Here is a 15,768-nt window from a genome sequence, read left to right as displayed (position 1 = left end):
CTGCGCCGCAGCAGGGGCCGACCGGTGACAAGGAGGCCGCCACCGGGTTCCACCACTGAGCCCTAGGAAGCGGACTGCTGCTTCTCCTCCAGCGCGACCAGCTCGAACGCCGTCTTGCCGTCCAGGGACTCGCGGATGATGTCGGCGTGTCCGGCGTGCCGGGCCGTCTCGCGGATCAGGTGGAGACAGAGCCAGCGCAGGGAGACCGCGCCGTCCGGCGGGAACCAGGGGGCGGAAGGCAGCGGGAAGGTGTCGTCCAGGCTGGGCGCGGAGCGGATCAGCTTCTCCGTCCCCGCGGCCACCTCCGCCCAGTACGCGAGCTGCTGCGCGACCGTCTCGTCGTCGGTGAGCCGGAAGCACTCGTGCCAGTTCGACTGGTCCCGCTCCACCGCCGGCGGCTCCTGCCGGGCGCGGGCCTGCCACGCCTGCTCGACCTCGGCGACGTGCTTCAGCAGCCCGCCCAGCGACAGTTCGCTCGCGCTGGGCCGGGTGCGCGCCTGCTCCTCCGTCAGGCCCAGCAGGGCCCGGCGGATGCCGCTCCGCTGCTCCTCCAGGAACGCCAGCAGTGCTCCGCGCTCGTCGCCCGGCGCCTCGGCTCCCACATGAGTGACCATGACCGTCCGCCTCTTCCTCGGCTCCCGCCGGGGCCGTCCGCCCCGACACCGACGAAGCTACGGGCCATCGAGGTCAGATCCTGTCCTCAATGGCCCGTGACGGCGAAGTTTCTCGCGGCGGCTCAGAACGGGAAGCCGCTGCGCCCGTGCTGCACCGAGATCCACTTGGTCGTGGTGAACGCCTCCAGGGTCGTCTCACCGTTCAGCCGGCCGATGCCGGAGTGCTTCTCACCGCCGAAGGGCACGATCGGCTCGTCGTGCACGGTGCCGTCGTTCACATGGAACATCCCCGTGTCGATCCGCTGCGCGAAGGCCACCCCGCGCTCGATGTCACCGGTGTGGACGGCGCCGCTGAGCCCGTACGGGGTGTCGTTGACGATCCGGACCGCCTCCTCCTCGCCGTCGAACGGGACGAGGAAGACGACCGGCCCGAAGACCTCCTGCCGCAGCAGCTCCGACCCCTCGGGCACGTCGGTGAGCACGCTGGGCGCGACCAGGTTCCCCTCCACCGGGCCGCGCACCAGCGCCGTGGCCCCCTCCGCCAGCGCCTGCTCGACCACCCCGGAGAGGGCGTTCGCCTGCGTGGAGCTGATGACCGGGCCGATGACCGTGGCCGGGTCGCGCGGGTCGCCCACCGGCAGCGAGCGCACCTTGGCGACGAACTTCTCGGTGAACTCCTCCGCCACCGAACGGTCCACCAGCACCCGGTTGGCGGCCATGCAGACCTGCCCCTGGTGCACGAACCGGCTGAAGACGGCCGCGTCCACCGCGTAGTCGAGATCGGCGTCGTCCAGCACGACCAGGGCGCTGTTGCCGCCGAGTTCGAGCACCGCCCGCTTGAAGTTCGCGGCGCACACCGTCGCGACATGGCGGCCGGTGCCGTCGGAGCCGGTGAAGGAGATGACCCGCGGCACCGGGTGCTCGAGGAAGGCGTCCCCGATCTCCGCGATGTCGGTGACGACCACGTTGAGCAGCCCGCCGGGCAGGCCCGCGTCCTCGAAGAGCTTGCCGATCAGGGTGCCGCCCACGATCGGGGTGTTCTGGTGCGGCTTGAGGACCACGCCGTTGCCGAGCGCGAGCGCCGGGGCGACCGACTTCAGCGACAGCAGGAAGGGGAAGTTGAAGGGGCTGATCACGCCCACCACGCCTACCGGGACGCGGTAGAGGCGGTTCTCCTTGCCCTCCAGCGGGGAGGGCAGGATGCGGCCCTCGGTGGCCAGCGCCAGGTGCACCGACTCGCGCAGGAACTCCTTGGCGAGGTGCAGCTCGAAGCCGGCCTTCACGCGGGTGCCGCCCAGCTCCGCGACGATCAGCTCGGCGATCTCCTCCTCGCGCTCCTCCAGCAGGGCGAGGGCCCGCTCGAAGACCGCGCGACGCGCGTAGGGGCTGGTGCGCGCCCATTCCTTCTGGACGCGCTCGGCGGCCCGGTACGCCTGGTCGACCTCGTCGACCGAGGCCACGGTGATCGAGGCCAGCTTCTCGTCGTCGTACGGGTTGAAGTCGATGACGTCCCAGGAGCCGGTGCCCGGCCGCCACTCGCCGTCGATGTACTGCTGGGCCAGGTCGCTGAGAAAGGCCGCCATGTGATCCCTCAATCGTGAGCGTACGGCTGAGTCACGCCAGGTGCTGATCACGGGCCATCGTACTGGTGCGCTACGGAGAGCGAGGAGCACACGACTCCTCAACTCCCTTTTAAGTCACACCTGTTCGGCGAGCCTTCGGATGAGTTCGCGGCTCTCCTCGGGGCCCGGACTGTCCTGCTGGAGTTCCTTGAGGGCGTGCTCGTACTGGGCGACGTCCTCACGCTTGTCCAGGTAGAGCGCGCTGGTGAGCTGCTCCAGGTAGACCACGTCGGAGAGGTCCGACTCGGGGAAGCTGAGCAGGGTGAAGGCGCCGCTCTCCCCGGAGTGTCCGCCGAAGGCGAAGGGCATGACCTGGAGGCGCACGTTGGGCCGCTCGGAGACCTCGATCAGGTGCCGGAGCTGACCGCGCATGACATCGCGGTCGCCGTAGGGGCGGTGCAGGGCGGCCTCGTCGAGCACGATGTGGAACTCGGGCGCGTGGTCACCGAGCAGATGCTTCTGCCGCTCCAGGCGCAGGGCCACCCGCCGCTCGATGTCCGCCGCGCTCGCGCCCCGCATGCCGCGCCGGACCACCGCGCGGGCGTAGTCCTCGGTCTGGAGCAGGCCGTGCACGAACTGCACCTCGTAGACCCGGATGAGGTGCGCGGCGCCCTCCAGGCCCACATAGGTGGGGAACCAGCTCGGCAGCACGTCGGAGTAACTGTGCCACCAGCCCGCCACGTTGGCCTCCCGCGCGAGGGAGAGCAGTGACTCGCGCTCCGCCTCGTCGTCGATGCCGTAGAGCGTCAACAGGTCTTCGACGTCCCTGGTCTTGAAGCTCACCCGGCCCAGCTCCATCCGGCTGATCTTCGATTCGGAGGCGCGGATCGAGTAACCCGCCGCCTCGCGTGTGATCCCCCGCGCTTCCCGCAGCCGCCTGAGTTGCGAGCCGAGCAGCATCCGCCGCACCACCGATCCGGGCTCTCCCGCGCTCACGTACGTCGCCTCCCCAACCATCCGCAAGTATCTGAGTCTGCCACTAAAACACTTCAAGCAGTACTCGTACGGTTACGGAAACGGAAAGAGGTGAACCGTTTCTGCCCGCCAGAGGTCACGACCACTGGCGCCGATGTGCGCGCCGATGGCGGAAAAAATGGCCAAGAAGCGGTACGCGCAGGGTGATTTCGGCCGCGTGCACGTGCATCTGCCCTTGCATCTGCTGTGCGCATCCGAAACCATGGGTGCCGCGCCACCGCTGCCTCGCAACGACCGCGAATTCCGGGAGTGCCTCGCATGGGGACGAATGGATCGACCATGCTCAAGCCGTTACGGCAGGGCCTTCCTCCGCTGGACCCCTCAGCCGTGTCCGGCGCCGCCTCCTGCGCGCTGCCGGCCCGCTACGAGGCCGTCCGCGAAGCGCGGAACTTCACCCGCTCCACCCTCGGCCCGTGGGACGTCGGCGACCGCTTCGACGACATAGCCCTGGTCGTCTCCGAACTCGTCACCAACGCGCTGCGCCATGCCATGCCCGCCGAACTCCCGCCCGGTGCCGGGCAGTCGGCGCCCGTCCGGCTGCATCTGCTGCACTGGACCGGGCGGCTGGTGTGCGCGGTGCGCGACCCGAGCGACGAAAGCCCGGTGCCGCGCGAGACCGAGGACGACTTCTCCGCCGAGTCAGGGCGCGGGCTGCTGCTGGTGGAGTCCTTCGCGGACGGCTGGGGCTGGCACCCGGCCCTGGGCGACGGCGGGGGCAAGCTGGTGTGGGCGCTGTTCCGGCTCGGGAAGGACGACCTCGGGCAGGGCGGCCTCGATTAGAGGACCTCGGGCAGGGCGGCCGGGGCGTCCGACTCCCTTGCTGGTCAGGCGGGTTGACATCGTTGCCGGACCGGCTGCCGCCCGGGGCAGCCGGCGGCGGGGTCAGCCGATGATGAGGTGGTCGAACTCGCCGTCCTTGATGCCGAGCAGCATCGCCTCGATCTCCGCGCGGGTGTAGACCAGCGCGGGGCCGTCCGGGAAGCGCGAGTTGCGCACCGCGACCTCGCCGCCGGGCAGCCGCGCGAACTCCACGCAGGAGCCCTGGGAGTTGCTGTGGCGGCTCTTCTGCCAGGCCACGCCGTCCAGCTGCGTGGCAGCCATGCCGTTGTACACGTCGTACCCCCCGTACACGCCGTCAACGTAGCGGTCCACAGGTCGCTCCCCGCTGTGCACTGTCTGATGTGGCCATGGTCGATCGACCCGGATCATAACCTTGTTCATGTGCAGATGAATGAGCAGATGCACGTGCACGGCGGGTGTTCCTGCGGTTACAGCTTTGACGTCCGCTTTACCCGAGCCGCTGGGGCAGGTGGTGTTGACGCGCATGCCCGAAAGCGGCTCCGGGCATGCGCGAGCGGGCGCCGCGCCCGTGCTTCCGCGCCAGGTCGTCCAAAACCGAACGTCCCGCCTTCGGGGAGACGCACGCCGGGCGCTTGTTGTTGCCCCGTGTCCCGGATTCCTCCGGGTAACGGCTGGTAACTTGCTGCGGACCTCCGGCTCTGGGGGGCCTCGCGCACGGCCGGCGGGGCGACCGGCTACTGGTTGGGAGCGTGACGTGACGACGGCGAAGGTACGGGCCGCTGCGGCGGCGGGACTGGTGGGCGCGCTCGCGCTGACCGTGACGGCGTGCGGCGGGGACGGCTCCCCGGACGACTCCCCCACCACGAGCAGCGCGGCCCCGACCCCCTCCGGCCCGGACGGCTCCGGCGGCGCGGGAGCCTCGGACCGGCTTCAGGGCAGTTGGATCACCACCGGCGGCGGCAAGATCATCGCCTTGGTCATCACCGGCAAGCAGGCCGGGCTCTTCGTCACCGGCGGCACGGTGTGCAGCGGTACGGCGGGCGAGCAGGCGGGCCAGGGCGTGATCCGGCTCACCTGTCAGAGCGGCGACGACAGCCGGGCCGAGGGCACGGTCGACTCCGTCGACGGCAAGGCGCTGAAGGTGACCTGGAAGGGCAGTGCCGGGTCGGAGTCGTACACCAGGGCGGAGGGCGGCAAGCTGCCCACCGGGCTGCCGACGAGTCTCCAGCCGTCGTAGGCGGTCCCCGTCCTGGTGAATCGCCGGGGGTGCGTGCTCGGCCGCCGTGCCGAGGCGCCATGATGCGGGGAGACGTCACGATCTCGATGGGACCAGTACATGCGCCGCGTCATTCCGCTCACCCTCACCGCTCTCGCCGCCGCCCTGGCCCTGACCGCCTGCGACGGCGGCGGCAGTGGCGGCGCGGACGGTGCCAAGAGCAAGGCCGGATCGGGCTGCGCGACCGGCGCGGTGGCCCTGGAGGTCGGCTCCGCGAGCGTCGCGCCCGCCGCCGGGGACACCGGCGAGGTGCCGGTCAGCATCACCAACCAGAGCGCCCCCTGCACTCTGGACCACTTCCCCGGCGTCGTCCTGCGTCAGGGCGACCGCTCGGTGAAACTGCCGGCCAGCGAGGGCGCCCAGGCCCAGACCCTGAAGCTGGCCAAGGGCGCGTCGGCGACCTTCACCGTCTCCTACACCCGCGGCGCGGAGGGCGACGCCAAGGCGCTCGACGCCGGCACCATGGAGGTCACACTGCCGGGCGGCGGCGACGCGAAGAGCTTCCCCTGGAAGTTCGGCCCGGTGGCGGCCAAGGGCACGGACTCGGCGAACGCGTCGGTGAGCGCGTTCCAGCAGGTCGGCGACTAGGGCTCCGCCCGGGGGCGGGGGTTCGGCGGGGCCGGAGTCCCGGCAGCCCGCGGTTGGTACGGCCACGGCAGGACTTCGCCCTCACCGGCTCGGGCCTGACGCCTCGGCTCGGCGGACCGGGGTCCGGCAGCCTGCGGTGAGACGACCACGGCAGGGCTTCGCCCCCAGCGGCTCGGGCCTGACCGGCCTCGGCTCGGCAGGGCCGGGTCCGACAGCCTGCGGTGGGTACGACCACGGCGGGGCTTCGCCCAGCGGCTCGGGCCTGACCGGCCTCGGCTCGGCGGGACGGGGTCCGGCGGCCTGCGGCGGGCGCGGTCGCGGCCGGGTGGCCCACCTCGGGCGGCTCCCGCGCGGACGCGCTCCGCGCGCGGCGGCGGGCCGTCGCCCGGCGGGCGGTCAACGGCTCGGGCGGGACGCGTCGCGGTTCGGCGGCACGGGGTCCGGCAGCGTGCGGCCGGCGCGGTCCCGGCAGGGTGTGTCACCAGGCCGGCTCCCGCGGGGACACGCCCCCTTCAGGGGTGGTCGGCCATCGTCCGGGAGCGGTCGGCGGCTCAGGTCCGAGCGGCCTAGATGCGGCGGCCCGGACTTCGGCGGCCTGCGGCCGGTCCGGTCACGGCAAGGCGCGCCGGTCGGCTTGCGCGCGGGCGCCGCCGTCCCGGATGCGGTGGCGCCGGGGTCTCACGGCAGCCTCGGACGAGCCCTCACCTGGGCCTTGTCCGCCGCCTTCGCTCCCTCCGTCCAGCCGGCCTCGTCGTTGATACCGCGCAGGCGGGTGGTGGTCGTTCGGGGGAACATGGTTTCCAGGCGGTCGGTGACGGCTGTTTCGCGGGTGACCAGCACCGGGAGCAGGTCCTCGCTGACCTGGCTTTCGGCGGCGGCGGTGAGACGGTCGCCGACGCGGTGGGCATAGGCGGCGAGGAACGACTGGCGGAAGCTCTTGGTCCGCTTGCGGCCCCCGGCCCGCTGGGCGGCCTCGGCCCTGGCCATGGCATGGGTGGCCTGCACCAGCAGCGAGGTGTACAGCAGCTCCACCGCCTCCAGGTCGGCCTCGAAGCCGACGACCGTGGAGAAGGCGTACGGCTCGTTCCACACCGCGCGGCAGTGGTTGGCCCGGGCGACCGCGTCCAGCAGTACGGCCTTGGCCTGCTCGTACGGCGGCTCGACGCCTATCCGGCAGGCGCCGGGCGCGTCCGGCGCCGGGGCGGAGGCGGCGAGCAGCGCCTCGTCCACGCTGTGCCGGGCCATCAGCTCCTGTGCCTTGGCGGTGAGCGCCTCGGCCTCCTCCGGGTAGCCGGTGCCCTCGGCCTTGGCGAGCAGGGCGCGGATACGGCCGAGCATCCGGGAGGTGCCGGGTCCGGCGGGCCGGCGGGGCTCCTCCAGCGGCTCCAGCGTGGGCAGCCGCAGCAACAGCCGGTACAGCTCCAGGACGGTGGTGGCGTGCGAGAAGCGGTCGGCGGGGCGGGCCTCGGGCTGCTCGGCGAGGGCGTCGAGCTGGGCGGTCCAGCGGGGTCCGCGCGGCCGGTCCTTCGCGGCCTGGGCACGGATCAGCGCGGCGGCGAGGCCGAGGTGGGCGTCCTCCAGCTCTCGCCGCACCAACCGCACCACGTCGGCGGGCTGCCACCCGCGCTGCCAGGCGACCGCCACGAACTCCTCACCGCGCCGGGCGAGTTCGGCGTCGGCACCGGTGTCGGCGGCGAGCAGGGACGCGCCGGTGTCGAGTCCCGAGTCGGTGTCGTCGTAGAGAGCGGCCGCGAAGGCGCGTTCGACGGTACTGGCAGTGCTGGTCACGTGGTCGATCGTGCCACGGTGGGCCGACAGCCCGCCGAAACCGTCCACAGCCTGTGGAAAACCCTTCTGGAATTCCTCGACCAGCGACTGTCAACCATCGGTTGACAGTCCGCCACTGTCAACCTACGGTTGTCACATGGCGACCAACCCGAAAGTCACGGCATCCGTACGCCTCGACGACCTCATCGAGGCCATCAAGACCGCCCACGCCGAGCCCCTCGAACAGCTCCAGGACGCGGTGATCGCCGCGGACCACCTGGGCGACGTGGCGGACCATCTGATCGGGCACTTCGTGGACCAGGCCCGCCGCTCCGGCGCGTCCTGGACCGACATCGGCAAGAGCATGGGCGTGACCCGGCAGGCGGCGCAGAAGCGGTTCGTCTCAAAGGAGTCGGCCGACCTCGACCCCAACCAGGGCTTCAACCGCTACACCCCCCGCGCCCGCAACGTCGTCATGGCGGCGCACAACGCCGCGGTGACCGCCCGCAACGCCGAAGGCCGCCCCGAGCACCTCGTCCTCGGCCTGCTGGCCGAACCGGAGGGCCTCGCGGTGAAGGCCATGGAGGCACAGGGTGTGGCGGCCGACGCCGTACGCCAGGCAGCGACCGCCGCGCTCCCCCCGGCCACCGGCACCACCCCCGACCTGGTCCCCTACGGCCCCGAGGCCAAGAAGGCCCTGGAACTCACCTTCCGCGAGGCGCTCCGGCTCGGCCACAACTACATCGGCACCGAGCACATCCTGCTCGCCCTGCTGGAGCAGGAGAACGGCACCGGCGTCCTGGCCGGCCTCGGCATCACCAAGGAAGGCACCGAGGAGTACGTGAACCGGGTGCTGGCCCTGCTCCTGGAGCAGAAGCAGGCGGCCGACTCGGCCCAGCAGGCGGCCACCCACCCGGACGACGAGCAGGAGAGCTGACCCGCGCGGCGAAAGCGCAGCTCAGGACCATTGTCAGACCCCCCTGCCACACTCGGACGCATGACCGACCGGTGGGCACTCGCACCGGCCGAGGACGGTGGCGTGGACGTCGCCCCCCTCGGCCGGGACGGGCTGCCCGCCGGTCCGGTCCGGCGCGAGAGCGATCTCGCCCAGGCGGTGCGGAGCCGCCCGGAGACCGGACGCTGGGTGTGGAGGTCGACCGCCGAGGTCTACCCGCGCCTGCTCGCCACGGGGGTGCGAGTAGAGCGGTGCTACGACGTCGAGGACGCCGAGACCCTGCTCCTGGGCCACGAGGGGCGGCACGGCGAACCACGCTCGGCCGCCGCCGCCCTGGCCCGTCTCCGGGGCGGCCCCGTACCGACCGACCCACCGCAGCGCGCGGCCGAACCGGGCGCGCAGTCCTCACTGTTCGAACCGACTGGCACCCGGATGCCGCTGACGGACCTCCTGGAGGTCTACGCCGAACAGCAGCGAAGACACGAGCGGACCGCCCACCCCGACCGGATGCGCCTGCTGACCAGCGCGGAGTCGGCGGGGATGCTGGTGGCCGCCGAGATGAACCGCGCGGGCCTGCCCTGGCGCGCGGACGTGCACCGCGCCCTGCTCACCGACCTGCTGGGAGAGCGGTACGCGGGCGGCGGCGAACCCCGCCGGCTGGCCGAGCTGGCCGACGAGGTCTCCGCCGCCTTCGGCCACCGGGTCCGCCCCGACCTCCCGGCCGATGTGATCAGGGCCTTCGCGCGAGCCGGGATCAAGGTGGGCTCCACCCGCCGCTGGGAGCTGCGTTCCGTGGACCACCCGGCCGTGGCCCCGCTGCTGGAGTACAAGCGGCTGTACCGCATCTGGGTGGCGCACGGCTGGTCCTGGCTGCGGGACTGGGTGCGCGAGGGGCGGTTCCGGCCGGAGTTCCACGCGGGCGGCACGGTCACCGGGCGCTGGGTCACCAACGGCGGGGGCGCGCTGCAGATCCCCAAGGTGATCCGCCGCGCGGTGGTGGCCGACCCCGGCTGGCGGCTGGTGGTGGCCGACGCGGCGCAGATGGAGCCGAGAGTGCTGGCGGCGATCTCCCGCGACCCCGGCCTGATGGAGGTGGCGGCCCGCGAGGGCGACCTCTACCAGGCGGTGTCCGACCGCACCTTCTCCGGCGACCGAGACCAGGCCAAGCTGGCCGTCCTCGGCGCGGTCTACGGCCAGACCGCGGGCGACGGCCTGAAGAACCTGGCCGCCCTGCGCCGCCGCTACCCCAAGGCGGTGGCCTACGTGGACGAGGCGGCCCGCGCGGGCGAGGAGGGGCGCCTGGTCCGCACCTGGCTGGGCCGCACCTGCCCGCCCGCGGCGGGGACGGGCGCGGACGCCGCGGAGGAGGCGGGCATTCCGCTGGGCGAGGAGCGCGGGGAAACGGCCGCCGACCGGGGCCGGGGCCGGTTCGCCCGTAACTTCGTCGTCCAGGGCAGCGCGGCCGACTGGGCGCTGCTGCTCCTCGCCGCTCTGCGGCGCGCGTGCGTGGACCTCGCCGCCGAGCTGGTCTTCTTCCAGCACGACGAGGTGATCGTGCACTGCCCCGCCGAGGAGGCCGAGCAGGTCGCCGAGGCGATCCGGGAAGCCTCCGCCCTGGCGGCCCGCCTCACCTTCGGCGACACCCCGGTCCGCTTTCCCTTCAGCACCGCCGTGGTGGAGTGCTACGCCGACGCCAAGTGAGGGCGCGCCACCTGTGCGACCATGGCCGGCAGAGCTCGAACGCGGCTCCTGGACGAGTGCGCCGTACCCAGCCCACGACAAGACGGCGCGTGGGAGTTCGACATGGGATGGATCGCGCTCGTGATCTCCGGAATGCTGGAAGCGGTATGGGCGACGGCCCTCGGCAAGTCGCAGGGCTTCAGCCGCCCGCTTCCGTCCGTCGTCTTCGTCCTGGGCCTGCTGCTGAGCATGTCCGGCCTCGCCTTCGCCCTCCGCACGGTCCCGGTCAGTACCGGCTACGCGGTCTGGGTCGGCATCGGAGCGGCCCTCACGGCGGCCTACGCGATGCTCTTCGGCGGTGAGCCGGCCAGTACGGCCAAGATCCTGCTGCTGCTCGGGATCATCGCGTGCGTGGCGGGGCTGAAGCTGACGCACTGAGCCGGTGCCCCGCGCGGCCGAACGACGACCGGAAAGCCATGGCTCGTCCAGGGCAACCCTCTCCCCGCCTCACCAGTCACACGAACATCACTTGTCCGTGTTCCCGCAGGTCCAGAAAGGGCCCTCTCCTGTGACGACTCGTCCCCGCATGGCAGCCGCGACTCTGACGGCCGCGCTCGCCACGGCGGGCGGTCTGCTGACCGCCACCCCGGCTTCCGCCGTCACCTGCGCCTCGCCGTCCTGGACCGCGCAGTACTACGCGAACACCTCGTTCAAGGGCACGCCCAAGCTGACCGCCTGCGACTCGGCGATAGCCGAGAACTACGGCTACGGCGACCCGGCCGGTGTCACCCTGCCGAAGGACAACTTCTCCGTCCGCTGGTCCGTGACCCGTGACTTCGGCTCCGGCGGCCCGTTCCGGCTCGCCGCGGCCACGCAGGACGGGATGCGCGTATACGTCGACGGCGTGCGGCGGATCGACCTGTGGCGGAACGTTTCCTCGACCGCCCGCAAGACCGCCGACCTGACCATCCCGGCGGGCAGGCACACGCTCCGCGTGGACTACGTCGCGTGGACCGGCTACGCCTCCGCCGCCTTCACGTACACCCCCCGCACCGACGCCAGGACGGACACGGTCAAGCCTCTGGCGCCGACCGGGCTCACCGCCGCGTACGACCGCGGGACGGCGAAGGCCACGCTGCGCTGGACCCGGAACAAGGAGATGGACCTCGCCGGGTACCGCGTGTACCGGCGGGCGAGCGGCGCGAGCTGGGCCAAGGTCAGCGGCACCACGCTGCTCACCTCGCCGTCCTTCGTGAACGCGCCGCCCGTGACCGGCCAGACCTTCTTCTACGAACTCCGCGCCGTCGACAAGGCCGGCCGCGAGTCCACCGGCAGCGCAGACGTGTCCACCACCACGGTGGACCGCACCGCTCCGGTGGCGCCGACCGGCCTGACGGCCACGGACGGGCAGGGCGGCGTCGCCCTGGCCTGGCAGCCGGTTCCGGGTGCGGCCACGTACACCGTCTTCCGCCGACAGCAGACCGAGCCGGGCCTCCCGGAGGCCCCGGTGACGCAGGTCACCACGGTGTCCTCGGCCTCCTGGACCGATACGGCCGCCGCCGAGCGCACGGGCTACACGTACTACGTCTCCGCCGTCGACGCCGCGGGCAACACCTCCGCGACGCGCGCCACGGCGTCCGCCACCCGCGGCGACCTCGCCCCCGCACCGGCCACCGCCGTGACGGCCGTGTTCAAGCCGGGCACCGGCATCGTCGTGAGCTGGGCCCGCTCGACCAGCGGCGATGTCGAACGGTACGACGTCTACCGCGACGGTCACCTGTACACGGACGTGTCCGGAAGCACCTACACCGACCTGACGATCAGTCACGGCTCCACCTATGCCTACACGGTGGTCGCCGTGGACAAGGGCGGCAACCGTTCCCCCGTCTCCGCGCCCGCTTCCGCCACCACGGACGGTGACCTCGTCGCCCCGGCGCCCGTCACCGGCCTGACGGCGACGCCCCGCGAGGACGGCGTCTTCCTGGAGTGGACGCCGAACACCGAGTCCGACCTGAAGCGGTACGAGGTCTTCAAGGCCGAGAAGTACGACGACGGCGACGGTGGCCGGGTCTGGCTCGCCCACCGCGTCGAATACCTCGGCCCGGACACCACCTCGTTCCTCCACACCAGCGCGGCGGACGGCGAGAACGTGATGTACGCCGTGATCGCCGTCGACGACTGGGACAACCAGCTCGACGTGACCAACGAGACCGTCCACTGGACCGAGGTCACCGAACTCGGCACCCCGACCGAGGACTGACGCCCGCGCCCGCGCAACCGCCGGCAGCAGTCCGTCGACGGGGATGCTGCTCAGCTGCTCGACGACGCGAGAAAATCACGTGTTCTTGACAGGGTGGCGTCGGCGGCGCGGAACCGCAGCGACGATCCGTCGGAGGAAGCGGACACTTGGACCGTGCCGTCGGGCGCTCTGTCGACGTGGACGTCCTTCTGTCCTGGGGCGCCCCAACCCCGCACGTGCACATCCCGTACATCAGGGAAGCGCAGAAAGAACTCGAAGCCCTCGCTGCCGTGCACACGGGAGAATCCGAGGGTGACGGAGCAGCCTCGTTCGTCGAAGTGGACGTAGAAGAGGTCGCTGTTGCTCAGGACGTCGTGCGCGCACAGCGCCGGGAGCTCTGGGCTGCTCTTTGCAGCACCCTCAGAGGCGTTCATAGAAGGTTTTCTCGCTCGGGTCGGGAACAGTGGTGTGGAGCCTGGCGTCGAGTCTGCTGAGGAAGTGGTGAGGCCCGCTGTCCGCGCCTTTTGGACCGGCCCGGAATCCGCTGATGTGGCCGACGAGCACATCGGTACTGCCGGTGAAGCGGAGGAAGTCGGGCTTCCCGCCATGCGACACCGCGACGCGCATCCTGTGCCTGCTCTCACTGAGCACTGCCAGTTCGAAAGAGACGAGCAGTCCGGGCTCCCAGGCGTCCAGCTCCAGATCCTCCACAGCGAGGAACTGGAGCTGCCCCTGCACCGTGTCGACGTCCGCGGCTGCCCATTCCTCCGGCAGCGGCAAGGGCAGAGCGGGCAGGTCCAGCCGCAGCGTCACGGTGGGGCCGTGCCAGTCGAGGTGCACGGACCGGAGTCTGACGGAGCTCAGATCCAGGGGGGCCCGGCCGTAGAGCGGGGCGAGAACCTCGCTGTTTCGGGGGGAGAGCTCAGCGGTCATAGTAATAGTGTTCCTCGCACCCAGGGACCTGGCCGTTCCGGGTGTTGTCGAATCCCCATTGGGGTTTTCGTACACCTCCTCGCGAGTCTCGAACCGGTCACGAACCATTCCAGAACGGTTCGCCTACCCGAACTCTGATCTGCCTCTTCTGTTCGTCGTGGAACGCTACTTCGGCCGAGACTTTTGCTCCGACCTCAGGCAGGTCGAGCGCCGGTGGATCGGGGTTGTACGAGGCAATGTCCAGGAATCCGATCACTTCGGGAGAGCCGTCCAGCTCGATGAAAACTCCGAACGGTCGTCGAATGCGGACCACCCCGTGAGTCTTACTGCCGACCGGATGCCGGAGCTTTGCGTCTTCCCATTCGTCCGCCATAGCTACCTGTGCCTCACTCTGGGGTAGTGGTTCAGATCCTCCACGGAAGTGTTCGGGATCTCGATCTCGGTCAGGGGTCCGCCCTCGTAAGGGCGCTCGTACTGCCCGAAGCGAAGATCATACTCTTCCCGAGGAATTTTGATCTCTATGACGCCTTCACCATAATGCCGGGCATATTTATCTGCGAGTTCACGCTCCTTGGCGAAATATGCCTTTCCATCCATGTACGGGTCATGGGGTCCACCCGGGAAGTCTTCGGCCCGGTATCCCAGGGATTCTTGAATCTCACCTTGCCCCCGCTGGGGGGCCTTGTAGATCGACTGATAGTCGGGAGCGAGGCCGAGCGAGTCGGACCATGTGGTCGGATTGACCACGTAGGTGACGGGGTTGGGTGCAGGGGCCAGGCCCAATGGATCGAGGGTCGTATAACGCCCGATCTCCGGGCCGTAGTGGCGGAAGTAGTTGTAGTGGAGGCCGGTTTCGGGGTCGTAGTACTGGCCTGGGAAGCGGAGTGGGGTGTAGGTGGTGGCGGTGGTGTTCCAGGTAGTGCTGCCCCAGAGGGTGGTGCGGGTGCGCCAGGCGATCTCGCCGTCCTCTGCCACGAGTTCGCGTGGGGTGCCGACGAGGTCGGTGACGATCGCGAAGAAGCGGGAGTCGATCTCCGTCTGGGGGGCGTCGGCGGCGGTGATGCGCTCGGTCTGGGCGATCGGTTGCAGGCCGCGGTGGTCCCAGGTGAGGGTGACCGGGTTCGGGACGTCGGGTGCCGAGGTCGTCTGTTCGCAGAGGGTGGTGCCGTCCCAGGTGAAGATGACCTGTTCCGTCACCGTCATGCCGTCTGCCGACAGACGTTGCTTTGAGGTGCGGCGGCCCAGGGCGTCGTAGGTGTAGCGCCACACGGTGCCGTCGGGGGTGGTGACCTGGGCGAGGCGGTCTTCCGGGTCCCATGCGTAGCGCCAGGTGTCGGGCTTATGGGAGACGCGGGGTTTCTGGCGGAGGGTGACGCGGCCGAGGGCGTCGTGTTCGTAGCGGACTCCGCCGGCTCGGGTGATGCGGGTGCCGGTGTAGGTGCGGTCGCCGGTGGCTTCGTGGCCGGGGTGGGTGGTCGGCCAGGAGGCCATGGTCTGGTTCCCCGCCGCGTCGTAGGCGTACGACTCGGACCAGTTTGTGGCGTGGATGGCGGTGACGCGGCCTGCTGGATCGAGGGTGAAGGTGCGGGGGCCGTCGAGGTGGTCGTCGAGGGCGGTGAGGTTGCCGTCGGCCCGGTAGGTGTAGGCCCGGCGTTGGCGGGTCTCGCCGTCCGTGGTCGCTGTCTGGGTGGACAGGCGGCCCAGCGGGTCGTAGGTGTTGGTGAGGGTGAGGAAGTCGCCGATTCCGCGAGTGAGTTCGCGACCTGCGTCGTCGTAGTCGATGTCGATGGGGCGGCCGGAGACGACCAGGTCCGTGCGGCGGCCCGCGGCGTCGTAAGACCAGGTGGTGCGGGCGCCGGTGGGGGTGGTGCGGCCGGTGCGGCGGCCCAGTTCGTCGTGGTCGTACGTGAGGGTGCGGTCGTCGACCGTTTCCGTGCGGACGCGGCCGTACTGGTCGCGGAGGACGGTCAGGCGAGTGCCGTCGGGGCCGATCGCTTCGGCGAGCTGGTCCGAGAGGTCGTACGCGAAGGTGCTCACTCGGCCCGCCGCGTCCTTGCGGACGGTGCGCCCCAGCGCGTCGCGCTCGAACGTCGTCGTCTCGTCGAGTGCGTTCGTCCGGGAGACGAGATGGCCCGCGGGGTCGAAGACGTACGCGAGGGTGCGGTCGTCGAAGTCGGTCTCGGACACTAGGTGTCCGGCCGGGTCGTAGGCGTATTCCCAGAAAGCGAGCGGCGCCCTCGACGCCTACGCCGACACGGTCAAGTGGGCGCAAGGCAAGGCCAAGACCAGGCCCGGGCACCCCGTCACCGACAGATCGC

15 protein-coding genes, 1 pseudogene and 1 riboswitch are annotated in these 15,768 nt (G+C 71.0%); of the genes and pseudogenes, 7 read left to right on the top strand and 9 right to left on the bottom strand.

Annotation, left to right across the window (positions count from 1 at the left end; all coding sequences use genetic code 11):
- Nucleotides 1–62 precede the first annotated feature (62 nt).
- The 3 genes from E5082_RS14335 to E5082_RS14325 form a co-directional block, all read right to left on the bottom strand.
- Complete coding sequence (locus E5082_RS14335; protein WP_135791608.1) at nucleotides 63–614, bottom strand: DinB family protein; 552 nt, start codon at nucleotides 612–614, stop codon at nucleotides 63–65.
- 122 nt (nucleotides 615–736) lie between these two features.
- Complete coding sequence (locus E5082_RS14330) at nucleotides 737–2,197, bottom strand: aldehyde dehydrogenase family protein (RefSeq protein ID WP_135791607.1); 1,461 nt, start codon at nucleotides 2,195–2,197, stop codon at nucleotides 737–739.
- A 114-nt stretch (nucleotides 2,198–2,311) separates the two neighbouring features.
- The gene (locus tag E5082_RS14325) at nucleotides 2,312–3,136 is read right to left on the bottom strand and encodes a helix-turn-helix domain-containing protein (RefSeq protein WP_135791699.1); all 825 of its coding nucleotides are present in this window, start codon (nucleotides 3,134–3,136) and stop codon (nucleotides 2,312–2,314) included.
- Between the two features lie 333 nt (nucleotides 3,137–3,469).
- Here E5082_RS14325 and E5082_RS14320 point away from each other — a divergent pair, with 333 nt between their 5' ends.
- The gene (locus tag E5082_RS14320) at nucleotides 3,470–3,991 is read left to right on the top strand and encodes an ATP-binding protein (protein ID WP_135791606.1); all 522 of its coding nucleotides are present in this window, start codon (nucleotides 3,470–3,472) and stop codon (nucleotides 3,989–3,991) included.
- A gap of 102 nt (nucleotides 3,992–4,093) precedes the next feature.
- Here E5082_RS14320 and E5082_RS14315 read toward each other — a convergent pair whose 3' ends face one another.
- The gene (locus E5082_RS14315; protein ID WP_229918844.1) at nucleotides 4,094–4,312 is read right to left on the bottom strand and encodes a DUF397 domain-containing protein; all 219 of its coding nucleotides are present in this window, start codon (nucleotides 4,310–4,312) and stop codon (nucleotides 4,094–4,096) included.
- Nucleotides 4,313–4,766: 454 nt separating this feature from the next.
- Between E5082_RS14315 and E5082_RS14310 the strand changes: the two genes are divergently transcribed.
- Nucleotides 4,767–5,249 (top strand): hypothetical protein, encoded by a 483-nt coding sequence (locus E5082_RS14310; RefSeq protein ID WP_135791604.1) that lies wholly within the window; start codon nucleotides 4,767–4,769, stop codon nucleotides 5,247–5,249.
- A 99-nt stretch (nucleotides 5,250–5,348) separates the two neighbouring features.
- Entirely contained in the window at nucleotides 5,349–5,876 is a 528-nt protein-coding gene (locus E5082_RS14305; protein ID WP_135791603.1) for a DUF4232 domain-containing protein, read from the top strand.
- 678 nt (nucleotides 5,877–6,554) lie between these two features.
- Here the strand turns inward: E5082_RS14305 and E5082_RS14300 are convergent.
- Nucleotides 6,555–7,664: a DUF2786 domain-containing protein gene (locus tag E5082_RS14300; protein WP_190045276.1), complete on the bottom strand. Its 1,110-nt coding sequence runs from the start codon at nucleotides 7,662–7,664 to the stop codon at nucleotides 6,555–6,557.
- Nucleotides 7,665–7,800: 136 nt separating this feature from the next.
- On the opposite strand from E5082_RS14300, the gene E5082_RS14295 reads away from it, so the two are divergent.
- The 4 genes from E5082_RS14295 to E5082_RS14280 all read left to right on the top strand — a co-directional run bounded on the left by E5082_RS14295 (nucleotide 7,801) and on the right by E5082_RS14280 (nucleotide 12,538).
- Entirely contained in the window at nucleotides 7,801–8,580 is a 780-nt protein-coding gene (locus tag E5082_RS14295) for a Clp protease N-terminal domain-containing protein (RefSeq protein WP_135791602.1), read from the top strand.
- Nucleotides 8,581–8,640: 60 nt separating this feature from the next.
- A complete protein-coding gene (locus E5082_RS14290) occupies nucleotides 8,641–10,299 on the top strand; it encodes a bifunctional 3'-5' exonuclease/DNA polymerase (protein ID WP_135791601.1) in 1,659 nt (552 codons plus the stop codon).
- Nucleotides 10,300–10,327: 28 nt separating this feature from the next.
- Nucleotides 10,328–10,391, top strand: a riboswitch (guanidine-III (ykkC-III) riboswitch).
- Nucleotides 10,392–10,401: 10 nt separating this feature from the next.
- The gene (locus tag E5082_RS14285) at nucleotides 10,402–10,716 is read left to right on the top strand and encodes a DMT family transporter (protein ID WP_135791600.1); all 315 of its coding nucleotides are present in this window, start codon (nucleotides 10,402–10,404) and stop codon (nucleotides 10,714–10,716) included.
- Between the two features lie 148 nt (nucleotides 10,717–10,864).
- Nucleotides 10,865–12,538, top strand: coding sequence for a fibronectin type III domain-containing protein (locus E5082_RS14280; protein ID WP_135791599.1), 1,674 nt, complete (start codon nucleotides 10,865–10,867; stop codon nucleotides 12,536–12,538).
- Between the two features lie 50 nt (nucleotides 12,539–12,588).
- Here E5082_RS14280 and E5082_RS14275 read toward each other — a convergent pair whose 3' ends face one another.
- From E5082_RS14275 to E5082_RS14260, 4 genes and pseudogenes are all read right to left on the bottom strand, one after another.
- A complete protein-coding gene (locus E5082_RS14275) occupies nucleotides 12,589–12,951 on the bottom strand; it encodes a hypothetical protein (RefSeq protein ID WP_135791598.1) in 363 nt (120 codons plus the stop codon).
- Nucleotides 12,938–13,450, bottom strand: coding sequence for an Imm50 family immunity protein (locus tag E5082_RS14270; RefSeq protein ID WP_167514055.1), 513 nt, complete (start codon nucleotides 13,448–13,450; stop codon nucleotides 12,938–12,940). The genes E5082_RS14275 and E5082_RS14270 overlap by 14 nt, the downstream gene beginning before the upstream one ends.
- A gap of 97 nt (nucleotides 13,451–13,547) precedes the next feature.
- Nucleotides 13,548–13,823, bottom strand: coding sequence for a S1 domain-containing protein (locus E5082_RS14265; RefSeq protein ID WP_135791596.1), 276 nt, complete (start codon nucleotides 13,821–13,823; stop codon nucleotides 13,548–13,550).
- A gap of 329 nt (nucleotides 13,824–14,152) precedes the next feature.
- Nucleotides 14,153–15,670, bottom strand: a pseudogene (locus E5082_RS14260) (RHS repeat-associated core domain-containing protein); the annotation flags it as partial.
- Nucleotides 15,671–15,768: the final 98 nt, after the last annotated feature.

The sequence above is a fragment of the Streptomyces griseoluteus genome, from assembly GCF_004784465.1.
Taxonomy (GTDB): domain Bacteria; phylum Actinomycetota; class Actinomycetes; order Streptomycetales; family Streptomycetaceae; genus Streptomyces; species Streptomyces griseoluteus.
This window is presented reverse-complemented; position numbering and strand designations above follow the sequence as displayed.